At 48.6% G+C, this 24,083-nt stretch carries 14 protein-coding genes; 5 read left to right on the top strand and 9 right to left on the bottom strand.

Going from position 1 to position 24,083, the window contains the following annotated elements:
* Positions 1–5: 5 nt before the first annotated feature.
* The 5 genes from H164_RS0105665 to mraZ are packed head-to-tail and all read right to left on the bottom strand — an operon-like array spanning position 6 to position 5,600.
* Entirely contained in the window at positions 6–1,454 is a 1,449-nt protein-coding gene (locus H164_RS0105665; RefSeq protein ID WP_019967723.1) for a UDP-N-acetylmuramoyl-L-alanyl-D-glutamate--2,6-diaminopimelate ligase, read from the bottom strand.
* A gap of 24 nt (positions 1,455–1,478) precedes the next feature.
* Complete coding sequence (locus H164_RS0105660; protein WP_025829656.1) at positions 1,479–3,638, bottom strand: penicillin-binding protein; 2,160 nt, start codon at positions 3,636–3,638, stop codon at positions 1,479–1,481.
* Positions 3,635–4,162 (bottom strand): FtsL-like putative cell division protein, encoded by a 528-nt coding sequence (locus tag H164_RS0105655; protein ID WP_019967721.1) that lies wholly within the window; start codon positions 4,160–4,162, stop codon positions 3,635–3,637. The genes H164_RS0105660 and H164_RS0105655 overlap by 4 nt, the downstream gene beginning before the upstream one ends.
* Positions 4,159–5,103 (bottom strand): 16S rRNA (cytosine(1402)-N(4))-methyltransferase RsmH, encoded by a 945-nt coding sequence (gene rsmH, locus H164_RS0105650; protein WP_025829655.1) that lies wholly within the window; start codon positions 5,101–5,103, stop codon positions 4,159–4,161. Before rsmH ends, H164_RS0105655 begins: the two co-directional genes overlap by 4 nt.
* A gap of 35 nt (positions 5,104–5,138) precedes the next feature.
* On the bottom strand, positions 5,139–5,600 hold the full coding sequence (mraZ, locus tag H164_RS0105645) for a division/cell wall cluster transcriptional repressor MraZ (RefSeq protein WP_025829654.1): 462 nt from the start codon (positions 5,598–5,600) through the stop codon (positions 5,139–5,141).
* Between the two features lie 254 nt (positions 5,601–5,854).
* On the opposite strand from mraZ, the gene H164_RS0105640 reads away from it, so the two are divergent.
* The 3 genes from H164_RS0105640 (at position 5,855) to H164_RS0105625 (ending at position 13,241) form a co-directional block, all read left to right on the top strand.
* Positions 5,855–6,682 (top strand): glycerol acyltransferase, encoded by an 828-nt coding sequence (locus H164_RS0105640; protein ID WP_019967718.1) that lies wholly within the window; start codon positions 5,855–5,857, stop codon positions 6,680–6,682.
* Between the two features lie 40 nt (positions 6,683–6,722).
* Positions 6,723–7,715 (top strand): GNAT family N-acetyltransferase, encoded by a 993-nt coding sequence (locus tag H164_RS0105635; RefSeq protein ID WP_019967717.1) that lies wholly within the window; start codon positions 6,723–6,725, stop codon positions 7,713–7,715.
* 1,440 nt (positions 7,716–9,155) lie between these two features.
* Entirely contained in the window at positions 9,156–13,241 is a 4,086-nt protein-coding gene (locus tag H164_RS0105625) for a hybrid sensor histidine kinase/response regulator transcription factor (protein ID WP_019967715.1), read from the top strand.
* A 615-nt stretch (positions 13,242–13,856) separates the two neighbouring features.
* On the opposite strand, the gene H164_RS0105620 is transcribed toward H164_RS0105625, so the two are convergent.
* From H164_RS0105620 to dut, 4 genes are read right to left on the bottom strand one after another with little or no spacing between them, the layout of a single operon-like run.
* The gene (locus H164_RS0105620) at positions 13,857–15,530 is read right to left on the bottom strand and encodes a murein hydrolase activator EnvC family protein (protein WP_019967714.1); all 1,674 of its coding nucleotides are present in this window, start codon (positions 15,528–15,530) and stop codon (positions 13,857–13,859) included.
* Positions 15,531–16,436, bottom strand: a complete 906-nt coding sequence (locus tag H164_RS0105615; RefSeq protein WP_019967713.1) for a DUF4292 domain-containing protein — start codon at positions 16,434–16,436, stop codon at positions 15,531–15,533. It abuts the gene before it with no gap.
* The gene (locus H164_RS0105610; protein ID WP_025829653.1) at positions 16,433–18,217 is read right to left on the bottom strand and encodes a tetratricopeptide repeat protein; all 1,785 of its coding nucleotides are present in this window, start codon (positions 18,215–18,217) and stop codon (positions 16,433–16,435) included. The genes H164_RS0105615 and H164_RS0105610 overlap by 4 nt, the downstream gene beginning before the upstream one ends.
* A 16-nt stretch (positions 18,218–18,233) precedes the next feature.
* Complete coding sequence (gene dut / locus H164_RS0105605; RefSeq protein WP_008564465.1) at positions 18,234–18,668, bottom strand: dUTP diphosphatase; 435 nt, start codon at positions 18,666–18,668, stop codon at positions 18,234–18,236.
* A 103-nt stretch (positions 18,669–18,771) separates the two neighbouring features.
* Between dut and dgt the strand changes: the two genes are divergently transcribed.
* The gene (gene dgt, locus H164_RS0105600; protein WP_019967711.1) at positions 18,772–20,109 is read left to right on the top strand and encodes a dGTP triphosphohydrolase; all 1,338 of its coding nucleotides are present in this window, start codon (positions 18,772–18,774) and stop codon (positions 20,107–20,109) included.
* A 798-nt stretch (positions 20,110–20,907) separates the two neighbouring features.
* Positions 20,908–24,066 (top strand): SusC/RagA family TonB-linked outer membrane protein, encoded by a 3,159-nt coding sequence (locus H164_RS0105590; protein ID WP_025829652.1) that lies wholly within the window; start codon positions 20,908–20,910, stop codon positions 24,064–24,066.
* Positions 24,067–24,083 lie beyond the last annotated feature (17 nt).

The raw sequence follows: 24,083 nt of genomic DNA, 5'->3' as shown, positions 1-24,083 counted from the left end.
CCGATTTATGCTTTGAAGATGTCGTGGAGCACTTCCTTGTCGTCGAAATGATGCTTCACGCCCTTGATTTCCTGATAGTCTTCGTGGCCTTTTCCTGCAACAAGCACCACATCTCCACGCTTTGCCATCATGCAAGCCGTTCGAATGGCCTCCTTACGGTCGACGATGGAGATGACTTTCCGCAGCTGTTGGTCATTCAATCCGGCCAGCATATCGTTGATAATCGCCTGCGGTTCCTCGAAACGGGGATTGTCACTGGTGATGATAACCCTGTCACTTTGCCTCACAGCTTCTTGTGCCATAAGGGGCCGTTTGCCCTTATCACGGTTGCCACCTGCGCCACATACGGTGATGACATGCCCCTTTCCATCGAGCACTTCGTGTATGGCATTGAGCACATTTGCCAGTGCATCGGGCGTATGGGCATAGTCAACGATGGCCGTAAAGCCCTCAGGTGACCGGATAGGTTCAAGACGTCCGCTGACACTATGCAGCGTACTGAGCACCAATAATATGTCTTCGGGCTTCTTGCCTAGCATGACTGCTGCGCCATAAACGGCCAGAATATTGCTCACATTAAACTTGCCAATGAACTGAACACCGACTTCCCGGCCGTCAATCTCAAGGTACATACCTTCGAAATGACACTCCAATATGCGGGCGCGGAAGTCGGCCAGCGTGCGAGTTGAATAGGTCTTGACGGTTGCTTTGGTGTTCTGTACCATCACCATTCCATTCTTATCGTCGGCATTGGTAATGGCAAAAGCGTCTTTAGGCAGGCCATCGAAGAAGGCTTTCTTGGCATTACGGTAGTTTTCGAACGTCTTATGATAGTCCAAATGGTCGCGGGTGAGATTGGTAAACAAGCCACCTGCGAACTTCAGTCCGCCGATACGCTTCTGGTGGATAGCATGACTGGAGCACTCCATAAAGGCATATTCGCAGCCGGCCTCGACCATTTTGGCCAACAATTCGTTGAGTTCTATGGGGTCAGGAGTCGTGTGATCGGCCGGTATAGGCTGGTCATCTACATAATTACATACCGTAGAAAGCAAGCCGACCTTATGGCCAAACTTACGGAACATATTATATAATAAGGTGGCAATCGTAGTCTTTCCGTTCGTTCCTGTCACGCCGACGAGCTTCAATTTCCTTGAAGGATCGCCGTAAAAAAGCGTTGCAACCTTGCCGGCGGCATCTTCCGTAGAGGCTACCTGCACATAGGTTACGCCCGTAACCGACTCAGGAAGGTCTTCGCAAAGAATGGATTTGGCCCCGAGTTCTATAGCTTTGGCAATGAATTGATGGCCGTCTACTTGCGTACCTTTCATGGCTATGAACAGATGACCGGCTTTAATCCTGCGCGAATCAATGTTCACACCCGTGATTTCTACTTCGGCATCACCGACAATCTTTATCGGATGGATGTTCTTGAGGACTTCGTTTAGTTTCATATTCTTATGTGTTGCTGTTTCTTTTTAATCCAAAACGAGGGTTATTTTTTCCCCTTTCTTGATGAAATGGCCCGGTTCCAAACTTTGTTGAATCACCTTTCCACGTCCTAAAACAGTTGTCTTTACGCCACGACTTTCCAAGAGATAGACGGCATCGCGGGCCCCCATGCCGGTTACGTCGGGGACATATTTAGAGCGATGTATGCGTTCTCGCACCAAGAAAACCGTGTTAGTATGGTTCTTGCTCTCTGCCTTTCCCCAGACAGGATTACCATCTGCATAGCTACCACTCCAGTTCTTGTTGGTCACAATGCCCAAATGACTGAGCACATAGTCGGCAGCAAGAATGTTACCGGCTTTCACATCGGGAACCAATATCGATGAAGCATCGCGGGCATCTGCCACATCTAACTTCAGACTTTGGGCCATAATACCTTCTGCGATATTGTGGAATACGACACCACTCATGCCACCTCCGCTGGCCGGAAGCCCCGATTTCTGAATGCAAACAATGCAACTATAGCGCGGAGCATCAGCTGGAAAATAACCGGCAAAACTCAAAAGATAATTAGTTCCGCCGCTCTTATACCCCTGAGCTCCCTTTGACATCTGTGCCGTTCCAGTCTTTCCAGCCACTCGAAATGAGAGAGAACCGGCCTTCTTTCCAAGTCCTTGACTGACCACATGGTCGAGAATGGTTTGTATTTCGCGCAATGTCTTCTCCTTACAAATGCTTGCCCGCATCACTTCGGGTGGAAAATCCATAATCACTTCTCCATTCTTGACCACCTGTTTAACAAAGCGTGGCCGCATCATGCGACCGTTGTTAGCAATCGCATTATAGAAAGTTAGCGTCGAAATTGGCGGCACCTGTGTTTCATATCCAATGCTCATCCAAGGCAAAGCCGTGTGACTCCAGTTCACCCACTCACCTCTTTCGTTCTTCCTAGGCATACGAATTCGCGCCGGAGAAGCACCCACTAAGGGAATTTGAAGATTATCTGCAAGCCCCGTACGATAGATGCCTTGAACGAACTTTTCAGGGTTATTGCGATAATAATCATCGATGATTCGACTCACACCTATATTGGAACTGACCATCAACGTCTGTGGTAATGTCAGTACACCGTAGCCACCTCGTCGCCAATTATGGTCTTTCATCTCACGTCCATACATCGTCCATATGCCCGTTCCCGTGTTGACTCGGTAGCTTGTATCGACCACTCCGTCGTCAAGGGCAGTCATGATAGATGCTGTTTTGAATACAGATCCCGGTTCAAGAAGGTCGCTAACGGCATGGTTATGTATCTCTCTATACTTGCCATCTATGCACTTTTCCATATTAACAATGGCCTTTATGTCGCCCGTTTCCACCTCCATAACGATGGCAACTCCCACGTTTCCGTTGATTAATTTCAGCTCTTCTATGACCGAACGTTCGGCTAAATCCTGCATACCTACATCGATTGTCGTCACGATGTCTGCACCATCTATCGGTGGCGTATCCATGATATTGAGGAACCGATTGAGCACTTTTCTGCGGTGAATGATACCATTTGAACCTCTAAGAATAGAATCATAAGAAAGCTCCAAACCAAAGCGGGCAGTGTCTTTTGCGCCAAACATGGCCCCAATTGTACGTCCTGCTAACGAACCATAGCTACGCTTTCGTGCGTTATATTCCTCGACATGGAAGCCGCTTTTGTTTTGAGAAAGACAAAATATCGGCAGTGCTTTCACCTCTATATACGTGTTATAGTCCACGCGTTTGCTCCAAATCGGAAAATGACGACTTTGCTTTTTGAGCCCCATGGCAAGATCCTTCTTGAACGCAACGACTGACTTTCCAGGGAAGATGCGGTTCAATCCCATGCAAACGGAGTCCACTTTGGCATGCCAAAGTGAATCGTTCTTAGCATCATGCAACGCCTTGAAGTCCATAAAGAGCTTGAATTCCGGCAACGAACTTGCCATCAATTGTCCGTCACAACTTAGGATATTGCCACGTATCGGCTTTACGCTTACGCTGTCTTTCTTTACTCTATCGGCCACTTTCAACCAGTAATCGCGCTTGGCAGTCATAAGATATAGTGTCTTACCTATCACCAATACAGCTATCATCGTCATTAAAATGGCGATGGCACTGTATCTCGGCATAACCTTATTACTGTCAAATTTGCTCATTCTTTCGGCACATTAATGATATAAGGAGGCTGACTTGCAATTTTCAACACACTGTCCTTGTTGTGCTTCAACAGCTCCAACACATGGCTCTCACGGCTCTTTTCCGTCAGTTGACTGCTGCTTGAGAGGGCTTTATATTTTGCATCCTGCAATTCATTTTGCAGTTTATCGATTTCTATCAAGTCGTGCTGAACACTGTAACGATTGGCAATATACACCATAAGGAAGGCCGTAATGAGCAGAAACACGCCTATCTGGTGGCGTATAGTCTGCGTCGTCAGGATATCACCACCAAGGATTTTCTTCAATGTAAAATTGAAAGCCTGTGGCGATTCGTCTTCCGTTGCCTGCGTTTGAATGACCTCTTTCAGCGTGGGAGCACTGTCATCAACCGCCGTTCTGACCTCACTTCTCACCTTTACAGACTCCTGTGATGTCTTCACAGCCTCATCCGTTTCGACTTCTCCGGCAGTTTTCGGCTGTTCGATTCGGTTATCTCCTTTACTATTTATATCGTTATTCATCGTTTCTCTGCAATTCTTAGTTTAGCACTTCGGCTCCTTGGGTTCTCCCGCTGTTCATCTTCCGAAGGAACAATCACTTTGTTGTTCACGATATTGAACGGTGTCTCGACCCTTCCGTAGAAGTCTTGCACCCTTTCCCCCTCTGCATTACAGGTCTTCATCACGTTCTTTACGATACGGTCTTCCAACGAATGATAGGTGATGACACTCAACCTACCCCCCGGTTTCAGTAATGTCGTGGCCGATTGCAACATTTCTTTCAAGGCATCCATCTCGTGATTGACTTCTATTCTCAATGCTTGAAAGAGTTTGGCCATGTCTTTTTTCTCACGTTCGCGCCTGAAAATAGGTTCCACAGCCTGCAGGAAGTCCTGCGTTGTTGCAATGCGCTTCCGTGCCCGCATGGTACATAATGCAGCGGCAATACGGCGCGATTGCTTCAGTTCCCCATAGAGATAAAACACGTTGGCCAATGCTTCTGCGTCATAATCATTCACGATATCGGCTGCCGTTTTGCCTGCTCTTTTGTTCATACGCATGTCCAATGGCGCATCAAAACGAAAGGAAAAGCCACGGCTTTCATCATCAAAATGATGGCTCGAGACGCCTAAATCAGCCAGTAATCCATCAATCTGTACCACGCCATAATAGTGCATCCAGTTTCTCAGATAACGAAAATTACTCCTCACAAAGGTGAAGCGTGTGTCGTCAACGAACCTTTTTCCTGTGCCAACCCTATGATTGACGTTCTGTTCTGCATCAGTATCCTGATCAAAACCATACAGATGTGCCTTACCATCAAGCCGAGACAAAATCTCACTACTATGTCCTCCGCCACCGAAAGTGACGTCTACATAAATACCATTCGGCTGAATGTTCAGCCCGTCTACACTCTGTTTCAAGAGTACCGGCACATGATATGTCTCCACGGTCCGTATTATCTTCGGGACGTTTCCCGTTTGCATGCCCCCTTGCTTCATTCTGTTTCCTCCCCGTTCTGCCCCATCAATTCCTGCAAGGCACTACCGAAATCGGCCGGTTCGACAAAAGGTGCATCGCAACGTTCCTTGCTCCATATCTCAATCGTGTCGTCCACGCCGATGAACTTCAGCTCTTGTTCGATGCCGGCCAGCTTCAAATACCGCTTCGGAATAAGGAAACGACCATTCCCATCCAGCGTAACGACCTCGGCATCCGACACATACTGGCGGAAAATCTGCCATTGTTTCTTGTCCCATCTGTTGAGCCGTTGACGCAGAATATCAAGCTGTTCGTTCCACACCTGCTCAGGATAAAGCACCAAACATTGCTCATATACGTCTTTGCGCAACACCAAACGGTCCTCGCCAGACACCTGAAGTGCCTTGCGAAACACGGCCGGCAGAAAGGCCCTTCCCTTCGTATCGGCTTTCGCTTCTATGTTTCCTAAAAAGCGCACACGTACATTATAATATGTTTCGGGGCCAAAGTTACATAAAAAACTCCACACTTCCCCACTTTTCTCCACTATTTTTTGTTTTCTTTCCGAATTGAGAAAACGATGCCGTTTCCATTTATTTCAAAATCAATCCGATTTATTTCTCAAATGAATATGAAATCGTTTGCTAAACGTAAAAAATGAATATTTTTGGCTTGAAAAGTGACTTTTTAGAAAAACTTATGCTATTTTTGCATCTTGTTAGTATGATAAACATGGATGAACAAATAGAGAAAACGATAGACATCGACCGAATCTTGAAAGGGAAAATGGGCAGCAAGGCCCGTTATGTGCCCCGTTTTCTCGTCGTTTGGCTCAAACATATCGTCCATGAAGACGAGGTGAACCGCTTTCTTTGGGCGAGTCGGTACCTTGAAGGCACTGATTTTCTAACGGAATGTGTGCGTTATCTCGACATGAAACTCGACATTGTAGGCATCGAAAACCTGCCTGATAAGAACGATGGTAAGCTATATACGTTCGTTTCCAATCACCCTTTGGGCGGTCAAGATGGCGTTGCACTCGGTTCAATCATCGGCAAACAGTATGACGGAAAGTTCCGTTATCTGGTCAACGACCTGCTGCTTAACCTCCCGGGATTAAAGCCCGTGAGCATCGGAATCAATAAAACCGGCAAGCAAAGTCGCGACTTTCCACGTATGGTCGAGGCCGGATTCAAGGGCGAAAACCACCTTTTGATGTTCCCGGCTGGGCTTAACAGCCGTAAGATTAACGGTAAAATTCACGACCTTCCGTGGAAGAAAACGTTCATAACCAAGAGCGTTGAGACCCACAGAGACGTTGTCCCTATCCACTTCGGTGGCCGGAACTCTGAACGATTCTACCGCATTGCGAGGTTCAGCGACCGCTGGTTACCCTTCAATTTAGCCATGCTTTTCCTTGTTGATGAGATGTATAAGAACGTGGGAAAGACCTTTCGCGTGACCATAGGGAAGCCAATTCCATGGCAAACTTTCAACAAGAGCCGAACTCCGATGGAATGGGCTGAATTCGTAGAAGACCGCGTCTATGAACTACAATGAATGCAATCAGACTTTCATATACTGAAAAGAGAAAAAGAGAATGGAAGAAGAGATTATCCAGCCGATTGACAAGGCACTGCTGAAGCGTGAACTTTCCGCCGAACGTCAGCTTCGTATGACCAACAAGAGCCACAATGAAATCTACATCGTAACAGCTCATGAGGCCCCGAATGTGATGAAAGAGATTGGCAGACTGCGTGAAATTGCGTTTCGTTCTGCAGGCGGAGGCACGGGAAAAGCCATGGATATAGACAACTTCGACACGATGGAAAACGGGTGCAAACAGCTCATCGTGTGGAACCCGGAAGCCGAAGAAATCATCGGAGGTTACCGCTATCTCTTCGGTTCCGACTGGAAAATCGATGCCAAGGGCCAGCCCGTTCTCGCTACAAGCCACATGTTTCACTTCTCCGATCAGTTCATGAAGGAATACGCTCCCTACACCGTTGAATTGGGACGCAGCTTTGTTTCGCTCGAATATCAGAACGTTCGGACTAATTCCAAGAGCATCTTTGCCCTTGACAACCTATGGGATGGGCTCGGTGCACTCACCATCATCAACCCCAAGTGCAAGTATTTCTTCGGCAAAATGACGATGTATCCGTCGTATATCCGCAAGGGAAGAGACATGATTCTCTACTTCCTTAAAAAGCATTTTGACGATAAAGACAACCTAATAGTGCCCATAAAGCCATTGAAAATCGACACATCTGAGGACGAATTATCAGCCATTTTCTGCGAGAACGACTTTAAGAAAGACTATCGAATTCTTAATCGTGAGATACGCCATTTGGGCTATAATATCCCCCCATTGGTCAACGCTTACATGAGTCTCAGCCCCACCATGAAGCTCTTCGGCACGGCCATCAACTGCGGTTTCGGCGAAGTTGAGGAGACAGGAATACTCATTGCCGTCGATGAAATCCTTGAAGACAAACGTGTACGCCACATCGACAGCTTCGTGAAAGAGCACCCCGAGGCCCTTTATATCACGAGCGGGGCCAACAAGGTCATCTATAAAGACAAACCGTAGAGGCGATATCAGCCTTGAAAAACCATGAAATAGCCATCAAGTCAAATAGGTTTCAAGAAATATTATAGGGGTCATCACCCGCATATCCACATGCTGAAAGTCCTTTAAGTTTCTCGTTATAATGAGAAATTTGAGTTTTTTTGAAATTTAAGTATTCAAAAGTAAGGTTGTACACTACGGACAATCCGCATCGCGGATTCGTGATTTAGAGGGGCGGGTTGCCGAACGCTGTAAGAAACCCGGTCTAAGAAAGCACATAAAAGCAACGCTGTAAGTGTTGCGTTTTCTTTTTCTAAACGTGGCATATTAGTATGTGAACCTCATCTTTTTGTGTATATCAAATGCCAATACCAAACATTAATCGGAAGAAAACGCAACACCTTTGGCGTTGGTTTCGTGCACTTCACCCGGCGACAGCGTTGGCATTACATGCCAACACTGCCCTCTAAACAACAGAACCCCGGTGGGGTTCATTCATGATATGAAGCATATTCTATTCCTCGATTCATCAAGTAGGGCGTGCAACCCTGCATTCCCCCCCCCCGTTTTGTTAATTTTTATGACTAAAAAACAAGACGTTCGGACATCACCATTTAGAAACGGGAGACTATTTTTTTCTAAGTTTTTTCACCACAAAATAGAAGCTATGCCGTTATTCGGTCCGAATGAAGATGCAGTATGGGCCATATTGTACCACAACATGAATGATATTAGCGCACAATAGGAGTGCTATTACCACACAATATTGCCCATTTCATCGTGCAAAATAGCTTATTTGGCACGTTTGTCCCACCAATTTCAAGCACTATTCCTTCCCATTTTATGCCTCGGTTTCCTACAGATAATGCAACAAGTTGACAGAGAATAATTTACAAACAAGGCTCAAAACTGTCGTATTTCTGCTGAAACGGCCTTTCGTTTTGAATATCAAAATCCTGCGAAGCACTTTGTAAAGAATTATCATAGTCGTTTAATTCATGCATCATTCCCTCTGTTTAGCAAACCGAAAGACGCCATTCTGCCCCATGAACCCCTGTCCGTTTCGTGCAAAAATGCTATTGTCATGTAGGGCCGCACGGCTCGTGCGCCTGCTCAAGAGGCAATATCATACGCAAACGACGGGAGATAAGCAAGGCAATATCATTTGAGTGGACGCACGAGCCGTGCGTCCCTACATGCCCCCTGCCTACAAATGATTTTATAATAGGACAAAGCCTAAAGTTCAATGTTCACACTTCAAAGCTCAAAGCCAGCTCATCTTAAAGTTCAGACTTCAATGTTCAAACTTCAAAGCCAAAGTCCCCTACATATTACTTGCATGTACTCCCAACGCATATTTTGCCTTTATAAAACACGAAAAAGCAGAAAAAACAACGATGAAATCGCTTATTAATCAAAAAAACAGTTAAATTTGTAAACAACCTATCTAAACCTTTCGTCATGTCTAAGAAACTTTTGCTGCCTATCTTGTGGCTTTGCGCCTTGAATGTCGGTGCCCAGACGTTGAATTGTCGTGTGCTTTCGACAATCAATGCACCCGATTTAGGTGAGACACAATGCCTTTTCTTCGACCGACAAGGCATGATGTGGGTGGGTTCTTCGGCCGGTTTGAGGTCCTACGACGGCTATGATTTCCGGTCCTATCAGAGTGATGGCTACACGAAATGCCTCTTTCCGAGCAACAATATCCTTGCAATTACCGAAGACAAGCACGACCGTTTGTGGATTGGAACACGCAACGGGCTGGTCAGAATGGACCGAAGAACGGGGCAATTCAAGACCTATCACCTGCCCGGAAGCAGGCAACGGGTCGTCTATACGCTGTTCACTGCACGCGATGGTCACGTGTGGATAGGGACCGACGGCGGCCTTTCTCGCTATGAACCCGGGCGAGATTGCTTCGTAACCTACAGCGATCGGAATGCCATTGTCATGGACGTTCGCGGGCAAAAAAGCCGTTTAGGCGACTACAGTGTCAAGGCTATTACCGAGGATAAGCATGGAAATCTCTACCTTGGAACATGGGGAAACGGGTTGCTTTTCTTTGCTCCTTCGCAGCGAAAGTTCGTGAGTTACGACCGTTTGAACGCCCGAAATTCGGCCTATTCGCTGCTTTTTGACAGTCGAGGACGGCTGTGGATAGGCACTTGGGGCTATGGCATCGTGCGCATGGACAGGCCCTATGACCGTGCAAATCCAGGCTTACATAGTTACAACAGTGCCCAAACAGGCTTCGATATCTGCTACAATCTGACCGAAGAACCGGCCGGAAAGAAGGTCTGGGCCTGCTCCCGTGGTGGCCTTACAGCCATTGATATGGACGACAATATGGGTCATTGTGCGAACTATACCGCCATCGGTGACGAGGCACAAACGGTGCCCTTGGGCGGCCCGAAGCGGATAACGACCGACCGAAAGGGCTGCCTTTGGATAGAAGCGGCAGCCAACGGCATCTTGCATGTCAATACAAATCCGGCGCCGTTCAATCTGTATCGCCTCCCAACCTTGGCGCAGAACAGCACCCCGAAGTCTGTTTATACGACCGACGGAAAGGGCTTTTGGATAGGAATGTACCCCTCGCAGCTGGCCTATTACAGCTCAGAAACGGGCCAAATACACTATGGAAATCAAATCAGGGGCATTGAAAACATCTCACCTTATATATTATATTCGAGCATACCTTCGGTGAAATTACGCTTCAACGGCGAGCTTTGGATTGCCACGAATGGGTCGGGTATCATCGTTGTTCCACCCGGACAGCGTGACAAGGCACGCATGCTTTCGGCCGCAGATGGCACAACCATTGCCGATGATTACGTCAATATGCTCTTCGAAAGCCGTGACAATGTGATGTGGGTCGGGCAAAGAAGCGGGCTGAGCATCGTCACTCCTGACGGTAAGGGCCGCCGTTTGGAGATGAAAGACGGCCGAGGAAGTTTTGCAAACTGCGATGTCCGGGGCATCATTCAAGACCATAAAGGGCGCCTATGGATAGCTACCGACAACGAAGGTATCATCAGAATAACGGGCAATTCGGCGCATCCTAATCGGTTTGTTTACCGACATTACACCCCTGAAAACGGGCGTTTCTCGCTCCATGACGCCTCAACTTGCTTCGAAGACAGGGCACATCGGCTCTGGGCTGTGTCTTATACGGGTGGCCTTTTCATCTATGATGCACGGCACGACCGCTTTGTTCCCGTCAATAGGGAGTATCAGTTGGGTCGCGGACAAGCCTTTTCACTGAATGAAGATAAGCGGGGCAGGCTTTGGCTTACCATGGGACAATCGCTCTTGTGCCTGACTTTCCGACCGAATGCCATGTTGCTTGATGCACAAGGTCACGTGAAAGACCGACCTGACATCAGGATTTTCACGCGCGAAGACGGCCTCGGCAATCTGCAAGGCTACCCGAATGCCACGTGCAGCTATGCGGGTCGACTCTTCTTTACAACAAAAGGTGGCTTCTTTTCTTTCGATCCTGATGCCGCAGCCAACATGGTTCGGCTGGAAACGGGACGACTGTTGGTGACCGATTTCTATGTCGACGACACGCCGTTTGCCCAACTTGAGGCTGCAAAGCGCAGCAAGTTGTCGGCCTATTCACCTGCCTTTGCACGCCGGATTGTCATTCCTTCCACCGTCAGCAAGTTTGCTTTTGAGTTCGCACTGCTCTGTTATAGCCATCAAGACATGGTGAGATACGCCTATAAATTAGAGGGATATGATGACAATTGGCACTATCGTAGCGCCGATTTCCGCAGGGCTACCTTTCAAAACCTGCCGTCGGGACATTACAAACTCTATCTTAAAGCGGCCGATGGGCAGGGGAAATGGCATGCCCTTCCCTATGGAATTGCAATCGAGGTTCAGCCACATTGGTGGGCAACATGGTGGGCTTTTGGGTTGTATTTGCTGCTATTTGCGGGTCTTGTTTCATATGGAATACGACGTTATAAACGCCATTTAAAGGACCGAAACCGCATGCAGATGGCTGTCGTTTTCACGAATATTGCACACGAATTGCAGACACCTTTGGCCGTTGTTTCAGCCGCTGTGGACGAGCTTCGCAGGCAGGCTCCGCAGTTTGAACAAGCTTATTCGCTGATTCAAAACAATGTAAATAGATTGGTTCAGCTGATACGTCAGACGCTTGAAGTAAGGAAATCGCAAGCCGGACAACTGCATCTCCGCGTTTCAGAAGGCGACTTGGGCGAGTTTGTTTCAGCCGTTTGCCACAACATGAACGCCCTTGCTGTCAGCCGAAACATCGCATTACAGGTGGCAACCTTCCCCAAATTAATTCCCGGATGGTTTGATACTGACAAGGTTGAAAAGATGCTTTCAAACCTTATTTCCAATGCTTTGAAGTACACGAATGCTGGCGGACACGTGCGCGTCACGGTGGTTTTGGAGCAGGAAAAGGCCGTGATAACGGTCCAAGACGACGGCATCGGCATCTCGAAAGAGGGGCAGAAGCAACTCTATACGCGCTTCTTTGACGGCGATTATCGCAAGATGCACACGCATGGAACGGGCATCGGACTCTCCTTAACGCGTGACCTTGTGAAGCTACATCATGGAGAAATAGCTTGTAAAAGCAGGCTCGGCGAGGGCACAAGTTTCATGATCAAGCTGCCAATAGCGCGTCGGTTCTATGCCGAAAACGAGGTAGAAGCAAGCCCGGAAAAGGCACATCGGGGGCCATCGACGGTGGACGTGGCCGGTAAAACGCCTCCCATTGAACCGTCAGATGACGTAGATGACAAAGAATACCGACTGCTGTTGGTCGAAGACAACACCGAACTACTGCGCTTGATGCAGCGTTTGTTGAGTCGAAAATACACGGTATTGACGGCCAAGAACGGCCTACAAGCCTTGAATATCATACGTAAAGAGGAGCTTGATTTGGTCGTTACAGACGTGATGATGCCCGTGATGGACGGCTATGAACTCGTGAAAACGGTGAAGAACGACAAAGATTTAGCAATGCTTCCCTTTGTGATGCTGACGGCAAAGATACAGGACAAGGAACGCATGGAGGCCTATCGCATCGGCGTAGATGCCTATGTCACGAAGCCGTTTAAGCTGGAAGACCTGCAATTGCGCATTGACAGTATCATCGAAAACCGCAAGCGTATCAAGGAGAAATTCAGTGCACAGGCAGACTTCAAGATAGAAAATGAACACTACAGCAGCCCAGACAGTCGGTTCTTGCAGGCGGCTGTGGATTGCGTAAAGACGCATCTTGCCAACTCGGATTACGACCGTTCGGCCCTTGCACGGGCCATGTGTGTCAGCGAATCGACCCTTTACAACAAGCTGCGGGCCTTGACCGGCCAGAGTATCACGGGCTTTATCAATGCCGTGCGCATGAAAGAAGCCTGCCAAATTGCCCTGAAACAGCCCGATATTCCCGTTGGTGAACTTGCCGCAATGGTGGGTTTTAACTCGCCAAACTACTTCACTCGCTGCTTCAAAAAGGAGTATGGAATGGTGCTGAAGGAGTGGATTGGGAAACAATAACACCCATTCCAACCCTCCTAAACACCCACCCGGGCCCTTCAAATACCCACCCCGGCCCTCCCAAAGGGAGGGAGAGTGAGCAGAGGGAACCCACCCTAACCCTCCCAAAGGGAGGGAATGCGAACAGAGGAAGCCTCCCCCGGCCCCTCCAAAGGAGGAGAAAACGAGGTTGGAGAGCCTCCCCCGCCCCTCCAAAGGAGGGGAGAGTGAGATTGGGGCAACACTTTTGAGAAAGGGTTCTAAGCAATTGGTTTGCAGTTACATAGAGACCGCGTTACAATATAGGCCATATTGGCGTGCAATATGGGTGATATTGGGCGGTAAAATGGCTGATATTAACGCGCAAGATAGGCCATATTGGAAGACGAAATGGCCCATATTAGACGACAAGGTGTAATATGTTGATTATCAATCGCTGAGGAATTGAATTCATAACGTACGGAATTGAATTCATCATTCACAATACATCATTCATCATCAAGGCTCCGCAAGCTCGCACTCCCCTCCTTTGGAGGGGTTGGGGGAGGCTCCCCTCTGCTCGCACTCCCTCCCTTTGGGAGGGCTGGGGTGGGTGTTTGGGAGGGTTAGGGTGGGTCCTTCGAGTCGTCCGCGCCTCTATCTTCCCAACCAAACTTCGGGATTCAGCTTTGTAGTTTCCTTGCGCAACTGGAACTGAAGGATATTATCTGCCCCGACAACACCCAAGGATTGGCGCGGACTTACCTTTTGTCCGCGACTCACACTGACCGAATGTAGGTTGCAATATACGGAGATATAGGCACCATGGCGCACCATAACGACCATGCTTCCCGCGTATCCAAAGACCGCACTCACCTCACCATCGTAGATAGAACGGGCCACACAGCCGGGGTTTCCCTTGATATTGATGCCCTTATTGTCGAGCGTTACGCCCTTCAAACCCGAGACATTGTATTGTCCGAAGTGGCTCACAACCTTGTAACTTCCGGAGATTGGCATCGGTAAGCGGCCGCGGTTGGCCTCGAATCCGCCGCTGATCATGCGGTCAACCGTGGAGAGATGCTGCACTTCGTCGGCCTCTTTCTTGGCTTCGGCAAGCTCTTGTCGCTGACGGGCAGCCTCGGTTTTGGCCTTTCTTTCAGCAGCCACACGTTGGGCTTCGGCCTCTTTTGCGGCCTGTTCGGCCTGTTCCCGCCTCTCTGCAGCAGCCCTTGCCACCGCTTCGGCAGCCGCTTTCTTCTTGGCTTGTGCCGCAGATTGCTGTGCTTTCCGAGCCTCTTCGGCCGCGCGTGTGGCTGCTTCAGCCTCGGCTTTCAGCTTAGCTTCGCGTGCTTTGGCCTCTGCAATGCGCCGCTCATTCTCGCGTTGTGCGGCCTCGGCTTCAGCCTTTTTCTTGGCCAATTCGGCTGCGCGACGCTGTGCAGCTGCCTGTGCTTCGGCCTTTCTTTTGGCTTCTGCGGCCGCCCGAGCACGTGCTTTTGCCACCTCTTCTGCCACCAATCGGTCGATTTGGGCATTGAGAGCAGCATCTTTCTGCTGCTGTTCGGCAATGATTTTCTGTATGGTTTTCTGTTGATTTTGCAAGGAAGCGACCACTTTCTTCTGCTCGTCTTGCTGGCCTTCGAGGGCTTCTTTCTCTTTCTTTCCTTTGTAGAGGAGATTGTTTTTCCGGCCTTTTACCTGCTGAAGTTGCAGATGTTTGCCGTCTACCTGCATCTGCTTGACCTTCACCATCTCGCCTTGTGCCTTCTGATAGTCGGCATATTCGCGCACGAAACGCATGCGGCGGTACATCTGGGCAAAGCTCTTTGCCGAGAAAATAAACATCAATCGGTCTTGAACGGTGCGGTGACGGGCCATGTAGCGCATGGATTTCACATACTTGGACTTGCGGTCTGACAGTTGTTGTTCAAGCGTTTTGAGTTGCGCTTCCAGTATGTTGATGTTGCCATTGATATGGTTGATGTCGCTTTCTATGCCCTCGATATGCTTCTGTCGCTGGTCTATTTGAGCGTTTAATGTAAGCAGATTATCGAGTCTTTGCTTCACATCGGCTTGGTTTCTTCGCAAGGCTTGCTCTTGTTCCTTAATCTTTTTCCGGATTTGCGCACGTTGTCCTTGCAGTCCTTTGATGGAAGCATTGGTGTAGACAGCCGTCTTTCGGTCGGCTTTCTTCTTGCCGGCAGGCTTCTTTTGCGGCGCTGTCGTCTTCTTTTGTGGCGTGCGTTGCGGTCTGACGGTGGTTTTCTTCTGTGCCGAAGCGCCCAAGGTCAGCAACAAAGTTAAAAGGATAAGTGCTGTTCTTTTCATTTAGAAGCTCATGATTTTGGCCAAAATATCTTTGGTTTCTATCTTCTTGTATTTGCTTGAAACGGTTGAATTGGTCTCCCATCCGTCCTTGGTGGTCACCTCATCCATGTCGATTGTCACTTGAACCGTCCGCTTTTGGCGGGTCGCAGTGGTTGAGAAAGTAAAGGTTTGCTTGGCAGGGAAACGCTTCACGCCAACGTTCATGAAGTTCTCGTAAAGCCAAGTAAGCGTGGAATTTCCGTGCTGTGCACTGTGATAACCAACTGTTGTCTGGCCAATCAGTCCGCTTTTCGTATCGGCATTCCACACGAAATTCAAGTTACCCTGCTTCAGACTGATGGGCGTTGTGGCCGTGGTTGGCTGCAAATTCGCCTCGAACTTACGCAGCGAAGTCTCGTTCAAGCGGTCGGTTCCGGGCATGAATAGCTGGTTCCAGAACAGAGATTGCAAGCTGTAAAAGGTCAGTCCGTTGTCTTTCAAGAAGTCAAGTTGGTTGTAATCTGCCTTGATATACTCCTTATGAAAGCGGTCGATGACGAGCACATAATCAGGAGTGAACTCCAAACGGCCCACTTCTGATCCTAATAAAGGAATGAAAAGTTGAATGCGGATCACTTGGTTTTTACGCATATGGAGCGAACCCGGCGCGGTGATATCCCTGCCATCGACCTTGAGATTGAACTTCATATCGCCCACAATGTTGTTGGCATAGACGGCATTGTCGGCCACTTTTTGCAAGAAACCAAGTTTCTGTAGTTCGGGATTAGGGACATTTCCCGTTGTTGTTTTCGTGGCGACCGTCGTCGAAGTGGTGGTCTTTACGAGGTTTTTCTTTGCTCCGCAGGCTGCAAAGAGCACGAGGAGGGCCGGCAATATGAGCGGGCTATACAACAGTTTCGTCTTCATCGGCTTTTAATATATTTCTTTAATCGTATCTTTTTCATCAGGATAGCCTCGTTTCCGCTGCCGGCTTTCAAGGCTTTCTGCCAGTAATCGACAGCCTTTTTCATGTCTTTAAGCTGTGCATAAATGTCACCGGCGTGTTCTAAAATGACTGAACTTGCCACCGAATCCGTGTCGTTTTGCAGTGCTTGGTCAGCGTAGATGCGGGCCTCAGTGTAGTGACCTTGCATGAAAAGAATCCATGCATAAGTATCGAGATATGAGGCATTTCGGGGTTCAGCCTCCACGGTTTTGTAACTCATTTGCGCTGCTTTTTGCAGGTTACCTCCGTTTTCACAGAGGTAATAAGCATAGTTATTGAGGGCGTAAATATTGTCACTCTTGTAGGCCAAACAGCTGTCGTAAGCCGCATACGACTCCTTTGTTTGATGCTGTTTTTGCAGATAATCGCCCATGATGGCATAGAGTTCGGCCACCATGTCCTTGTTGGCTTTGTCGCAATGTGCCATTCCTTTGCGTATGGTCTCTACGACCAAGTCTGGCTTTTCCAGCTGAATGTAAGCCAGACTCATAAAATAATAGAACGCCAACTCATCGGGATTGAAGGCCAATCCCGTGTGACATTGCTCCACGATTTGGGCCCAATTCTTGGCCGACCACATATCTTGTAGCAGTTGAATTCGGGCGCCTTTGCGGTCAGGAGTCACGTTAAGCAGGTCGATAATTGCGCTATCTATGGCTGCTGTTGGCATCTTTTTCAACGACATATAGGCCACTTTCAGCTCGGCAACAGCCGCATCTTTGGGCGAAATCTCAAGCACTTTGTCAAACATGTTCAGCACGATTGTACTGTCTCCCCCAGCCTTTTCGTTGGTCTGAATGAGTTGTTTCAGCATGCTTTGTTTGGCTTCCGAGTCGGTATTCTTGCTCAAAAGACTTCGCTTCATGATGTCTTTTGCCTTCAAAGTGTCACCGTTTGCTGTGTAATAATCATACATAGAAGCGAGTGCCATCGCGTTTTCTGGCTCCTCATTCAACACGTTTTGATACCGCTCAAAGGCTGCTTTTGGCTCGTTGTTCTGCATGAACCAGTTGCCTAACATCACCTGATAACCGAGGTCATTCGGGTAAGATTGGCAGAGATCTTGAAGGGCTTTGCAGGCCGATTTCTTATCACCTTTCAACTCAAAAACATGCACTTTGGAGAGCGTTAGCCCCTCACTATTGCCGTCATTCTGCTCTAATCGGGCGAGCACACGCAGCATATTGTCGTAGTCTTTCTGCTGATTATAGAGCTGAAGCAGCAGTTGAAGCACGTCCGTACGGTCGCCGTGGCGAGCCACAAGGGCCTCATACACATTGATGGCCTTGCTATATTGTTGAGCATTGATGTAGTATTCGGCCAACCGTTCCTGATAATCTTCATTGTCAGGTGACAGCTCCACGGCCTTTGTCAGATAGGCAATGGCCAGCGAATCGTTCTTTTTGTCCGACTCGAACGGGGCAAGAAAGTAGTAAGCTTCGGCCGCATTGGGATTGAGTTCGATGCATTGTTTCAGCAGCGTGTAGGCAGAATCGGTCTTGTCGGCAGCCTCTGCGAGAATGGCATCCAGGAAAAGCGTGTTGTATTTCACGCTGTCTTCATAGCTCAAAACCGGCATTTCGGTCGATGAAACCGCCGTTTTTCGTTGTTTATCACGCTCTGCAAAGGAGGGAATAGCGGTCGTTGAGACCACCAAACCGGCGGCCGAAGCGATTAAAATATATTTGAATGCGTATCTCAAAATCGTGATTTCTTGATTATTTCAACCCCGTATGACCATATCCGCCCGTGCCCCGTGTGGTCTCATCAAGTGCTTCTACAAGCTCGAAAGTCCCATGTTCGTGACTTGCAATCACCATTTGAGCAATCCGTTCACCGTCATTAACGATAAAATCACGGTCGGAAAAGTTGACCAATAGCACCATGATCTCACCGCGATAGTCGGCATCTACGGTACCGGGCGTATTGAGAACGGTGATGCCATGCTTCAAAGCAAGACCGCTTCGTGGGCGGATTTGTGCCTCAAACCCGGCCGGTAAAGCGATATGAAGTCCCGTAGGAACGAGCCTGCGCTCCATGGGTTTCAATACGATTGCCTCCTCGATGTTGGCCCGAAGGTCCATACCTGCGCTCTGAGGTGTGGCATATTCAGGCAGTGGCTGATGGCCTTTGTTTACTACTTTAATCTTCATTGCGTTATATAATTAGGTGCAAAAATACGCAATTCCATGCAGATAACTTCATTTTTCGGCTTAAAAAGACAGAAAATCCACTAATTTCCACTATATTTGCCACATGAATTGGCAACAACTTATATCCAACAAGCGACTCGGACAAGAGCACCGTCATGCCGAACGTCACGACGATCGATCGGAATTCAAGCGTGATTACGATCGCTTGATCTACTCTGCTCCGTTCAGAAGATTGCAGAACAAGACGCAAGTTTTCCCGCTTCCGGGCAGTATTTTCGTGCATAATCGGTTGACACATAGCCTTGAAGTGTCGAGTTTGGGGCAGTCGTTGGGCAACGATGTCTGCACACGTCTGAAGCAAAAGCACCCAGAATTGGCCAATACTTTGTTCGAAGAAATCGGCACAATCGTCAGTGCTGCGTGCTTAGCTCACGACATGGGGAACCCTCCTTTCGGCCATTCTGGGGAGAAAGCTATACGGACTTTCTTCACAGAAGGGAAGGGGAAGCAACTCAAAATGGCTGTTTCAGCACCGTTTTGGAACGACATTTCGCACTTCGAAGGCAATGCAAATGCGTTCCGATTACTGACACATCGCTTCTTTGGAAGGCGCATCGGAGGCTTCGTTATGACCTATTCTATGTTGGCAAGTATTGTGAAATACCCCTTCTCAAGCAGCTTAGCTGGTAGCCATGGTAAGTTTGGTTTCTTCCAAACCGAGGCCGAAGACTATCGCAAAATCGCCGATGAATTGGGCATAATTTGCAAGTCTGGAGATGCAGAAGCATTGAGATATGCCCGCCATCCACTGGTTTATCTCGTCGAAGCTGCCGATGATATATGTTACGAAATCATGGACATTGAGGACTCACATAAGCTGAAAATCCTCTCGTTTGAGGAGACCAAAGACCTACTTCTGGGCTTTTTCGACGAGCAAATGCGCGAATATATCCTTGAAAGAATCAAGGAAGAAGGCGTCACCGACGCCAATGAACAGGTGGTATATATGCGGGCCAGCGTCATTGGAAAGCTCGAAAACGAGTGCGTCAAGGCTTTCGTTGACCACGAAGATGAGCTATTAAGCGGTACCTTTGAGGGCAGTATCATCGACCATATCTCCCCTTTGCAGCGCGAAGCTTACCGCAAATGCGAGGCCATTTCGTATGAGAAAATCTATCATAGTAAGCCGGTTCTCGACATTGAACTATCGGGTTACAAGATCATGGAGACCTTGATGGACGTGTTTATTGGGGCAGCCATGGAGCCAAACCACTTCTATTCGCAACAGTTGATACGCCGTGTCAGCAGCCAATATGACATTCACAGCGACAATATGGAGACGCGCATCATGGCCGTTATCGACTATATCAGTGGCATGACTGACGTATATGCGCTCGATATCTACCAAAAGATAAACGGTGCGGCCCTGCCGATTGTGTAGGAAAGGAACCCACTCCAGACCTCCTAAGTACCCACTCCACCCCTCCCAAAGGGAGGGAATGCGAGCAGAGGGAGCCTCCCCCAGCCCCTCCGAAGGAGGGGAGTACGAGGTTGCGAGGCTTTGATGATGAATGATATATTGTGAGTTGTGAATTAAATATTATGCCTTGTGAATGATGGTGCAGCTACCGATACGCTTCCTTTTCTTTGTTGTGAATTAAATTCCGTGAGTTATGAATTAAATTCCTCGGCGATTGATAATCAATATATTACACCTTGTCGTCCAATATGGGCCATTTCGTCTTCCAATATGACCCATCTTGCGCGCTAATATCAGCCATTTTACCACCCAATATCACCCATATTGCAGGCCAATATGGCCGATATTACAACGCGGTCTCTATGTGATTGAAAACCAATTGCTTAGAAACCCTTTCTCAATAGTATTGCCCCTATCTCACTCTCCCCTCCTTTGGAGGGGTTGGGGAGGCTCCCTCTGCTCGCTCTCCCTCCCTTTGGGAGGGCAGGGATAGGTATTTGGAGGAACTGAGCCGGACTTTTGAGGAAGCAACGAAGGCTCTTTTTCCCCATTTCATCGCTATTTTTCACTTTATTCCTCATAAAATTAACGAATAGTGCGAATGAAATCGCATATCGTGAGTGCCGATATTCTTAAAAAAAGCAATCTTTGCAAACAAATCGCTAATGGAAGTTAAACTCCTGTTTCAAGGAAGCAAGGCCGCCATTTGCCGTGAAAAGAGACCTAAACTGCGCAACCAAATAACTAAATACTTAAATTATGAAACATCCTTATTGGATATCTCCTTCCGTAAAAATGTGTATGGCAGCCCTGCTGTCAACGGGATTGGTGTTGCCTTTGTGCTCGACAAGTGCCGCACAAGACCCACATTTTCTTTCCGTCCAGCAGCAAATGCAGACTGTAAAGGGCGTCGTGGTTGACAATAACGGTGAACCCGTAATCGGAGCAACCATCAGTATCGGCGGCAAGGCCGTGAAGATTACCGACATCGATGGTAAGTTTGTCGTGCAAACCCACGCCAACGAACTTATCACGATTACCTCTGTGGGCTACTCAACCAAGAAAGTAAAGGCCACTCCGGGGCGCGAAATGCACATCGTTATGGCTGACGATGCACTGACAGTGCAAGAAGTTCAGGTCGTAGCTTACGGTGCTCAGAAGAAAGTAACGGTCACGGGAGCCATCTCAGGCATCAATGGTGAGTTGCTGACCAAGGTGCCAACAGCTTCTATTACGAACATGTTGGCGGGCTCGGTTCCGGGCATTTCGTCCGTACAATACTCGGGAGAGCCGGGTGCCGACGGTGCTTCTCTCTTCGTTCGCGGCAAAGCCACGTGGGCCAACTCGGCTCCTTTGGTTCAGGTAGACGGTGTGGAACGCGACTTCAGTGAGATAGATCCGAACGAAATAGAGAGCGTAACGGTGCTCAAAGACGCCTCGGCTACGGCCGTATTCGGTGTACGTGGCGCCAATGGTGTCATTCTTGTGACGACCAAACGCGGTAAGGAAGGCAAGGCAAACATATCGGTCAATACCAGTGCGAGCGTGGTTTTGCCGACCAATCTGCTGAAACTTGCCGACTCATATTCGTATGCCTTGTATCACAATCAGATGATGAAGAACGACGGAGCGACGCCACTTTTCTCGGATGCTGTGGTGCAGAAGCTGCGTGATCACAGCGATCCTATTCGCTATCCCGATACGGATTGGATGGATTATTGCCTGAAAAAGGCGGCATTCCAGTCGCAACACAACGTGAGTATCTCGGGAGGAACCAACAACGTGCGCTACTTTGTGTCGCTTGGTGCATTCACCCAAGGCGGCCTTTTCAAGCAGCAAGCCCTCGACTATGACTTCAATTTCAACTACAAACGCTTCAACTACCGCGCCAATCTCGACTTCGACGTAACAAAGACCACCACGATTTCGGTGAACATAGGAGGCCGTGCTGACACCAAGAACACGCCGATTTCCACCGAAGATGGGCAGCAACTCTTTCGCAAACTCTATAATACTACACCGTTCTCAAGCCCGGGTGTGATTGGCGGACGCTATGTTTTGACAACTACAGACCCCGATGAAGACGGCAATCATCTGCCATTCACCGGCATCAGCGGGCTTTCTTCCTACTACGGAATGGGCTATACTTCGCGCAATACCAACGTGCTCAATGCCGACGTGATGCTGAGGCAGAAGCTCAACATGATTACGAAAGGCCTCTCATTCAAGGTGAAAGGGTCTTACAACAGTACCTATTATATCACAAAGAAACGGCCGGGTGGCGTGGCAACCTACAATCCCGTGAAAGTAGGCGGCAATGTCATTGAATACCGAAAGAACGGACAAGACTCCCAATTGGGCTATTCGGAGGAGTTCGGAAAGGGACGCAACTGGTACATGGAAGCCAGTTTGGACTACACACGTGGCTTTGGACAGCATCATGTGGGGGCACTTTTGCTCTACAACCAGTCAAAAACCTACTACCCAAGTCAGTATTCCGACATTCCTCATGGCTATGTAGGACTGGTCAGCCGCGTTACTTATGACTATGCAAACCGCTACATGGCAGAGTTCAATGTGGGCTATAACGGTTCGGAAAACTTTGCTCCCGGCAAGCGATATGGGCTGTTTCCGGCCGGTTCGGTGGGCTGGACCATCAGTGAAGAGCAGTTCTTCAAGCCCCTAAAAAAGGTGGTCGACTATTTGAAACTGCGTGCTTCTTGGGGGCTTGTCGGTAACGATCAGCTCAATGGCTCACGCTTCATGTACACCGACGACCCCTATGTTTTGAAGAGTGGTTGGTCAGCTTATGGCAATAAAAACAACACTTATAACTTCGGAACGAACACAGGAAACTACCTGAATGGCGCCATCGAGGGGGCAAAACACAATCCCGAGGTGACTTGGGAGAAGTCGTTCAAGCAGGATTATGGCGTAGATGCCAACTTCCTCAACAGCAGATTGAAAGCCACTTTCGACTACTATTACGAGCACCGCAAGGATATTTTGCTCAACAGTTACATTGCTCCGGGCATCTTGGGCTTTACACTTCCGGCCGCAAACCTCGGCGAAGTGAACAGCTGGGGCTATGAAGTTTCGCTGAAATGGCAGGACTTTATCGGCAAGAATCTCCGCTATTGGGTGGGAACCAATCTCTCTTATAACCAAAACGAAATCAAGGAGATGATGGAAGCTCCACAGAATTATGACTGGCTTTACCAGAAAGGGCACCGCATCGGCTCGCGTTCAATCCGCCAATTCTGGGGACTTTACAGCGCAGATGCCGACGCACGGTACATGGCCGAGCATGGAAAACACCTGCCAACTCACCCGGTTGCGCTTGAAAACGGCGACGCAGTGTACGCCGATCTTAATGGCGATGGTATCATAGATAACAATGATTACTCCTATTCCTTGGGCCATACGGACGACCCGGAATATACTGCCGGTTTCAATCTTGGCTTCCAATACAAGGATTTTGAGTTCAATACGCAGTGGACAGCGGCTTGGAACGTGACCCGAATGCTGGCAGATTGCTTCCGTCAGCCCTTGGGCGACCAGCAGGAAAAGGCCTTGTTGCAATATCAATTCGACAACGTGTGGACACCTGATAACCCCAATCCGAACGCTCGTTATCCGCGTGCCACAAAGTTGCATGCCTCGAATAACTACGCCTCTTCGACGCTTTATGAGGTCAACTCCGCCTATCTGCGCCTGAAGACCATGCAGGTGGCCTATCATTTCCACTTCCCTTGGATGAATACCATCAAGCTGCGCGACCTCACTTTGGCACTCAGCGGCTACAACCTGCTGACATTCTCCAAGTTCAAATGGGGCGACCCGGAGTCAAGAACCAGCGACCGCCCCAACTATCCGCTGACCCGTTCGTTTGCCATCAGCCTGAAAGCAAGCTTTTAATAAGGTGAACCAATAAA

Source organism: Segatella maculosa DSM 19339 = JCM 15638 (assembly GCF_000382385.1).
Classification (GTDB): domain Bacteria; phylum Bacteroidota; class Bacteroidia; order Bacteroidales; family Bacteroidaceae; genus Prevotella; species Prevotella maculosa.
This window is presented reverse-complemented; position numbering and strand designations above follow the sequence as displayed.

Bases quoted from the DNA above. Each gene is read 5' to 3' on its own strand.
- H164_RS0105665 (WP_019967723.1), bottom strand. From the start codon at position 1,454: ATGAAACTAAACGAAGTCCTCAAGAACATCCATCCGATAAAGATTGTC.
- H164_RS0105660 (WP_025829656.1), bottom strand. From the start codon at position 3,638: ATGAGCAAATTTGACAGTAATAAGGTTATGCCGAGATACAGTGCCATC.
- H164_RS0105655 (WP_019967721.1), bottom strand. From the start codon at position 4,162: ATGAATAACGATATAAATAGTAAAGGAGATAACCGAATCGAACAGCCG.
- H164_RS0105640 (WP_019967718.1), top strand. From the start codon at position 5,855: ATGGATGAACAAATAGAGAAAACGATAGACATCGACCGAATCTTGAAA.
- H164_RS0105635 (WP_019967717.1), top strand. From the start codon at position 6,723: ATGGAAGAAGAGATTATCCAGCCGATTGACAAGGCACTGCTGAAGCGT.
- H164_RS0105625 (WP_019967715.1), top strand. From the start codon at position 9,156: ATGTCTAAGAAACTTTTGCTGCCTATCTTGTGGCTTTGCGCCTTGAAT.
- H164_RS0105620 (WP_019967714.1), bottom strand. From the start codon at position 15,530: ATGAAAAGAACAGCACTTATCCTTTTAACTTTGTTGCTGACCTTGGGC.
- H164_RS0105615 (WP_019967713.1), bottom strand. From the start codon at position 16,436: ATGAAGACGAAACTGTTGTATAGCCCGCTCATATTGCCGGCCCTCCTC.
- dut (WP_008564465.1), bottom strand. From the start codon at position 18,668: ATGAAGATTAAAGTAGTAAACAAAGGCCATCAGCCACTGCCTGAATAT.
- dgt (WP_019967711.1), top strand. From the start codon at position 18,772: ATGAATTGGCAACAACTTATATCCAACAAGCGACTCGGACAAGAGCAC.
- H164_RS0105590 (WP_025829652.1), top strand. From the start codon at position 20,908: ATGAAACATCCTTATTGGATATCTCCTTCCGTAAAAATGTGTATGGCA.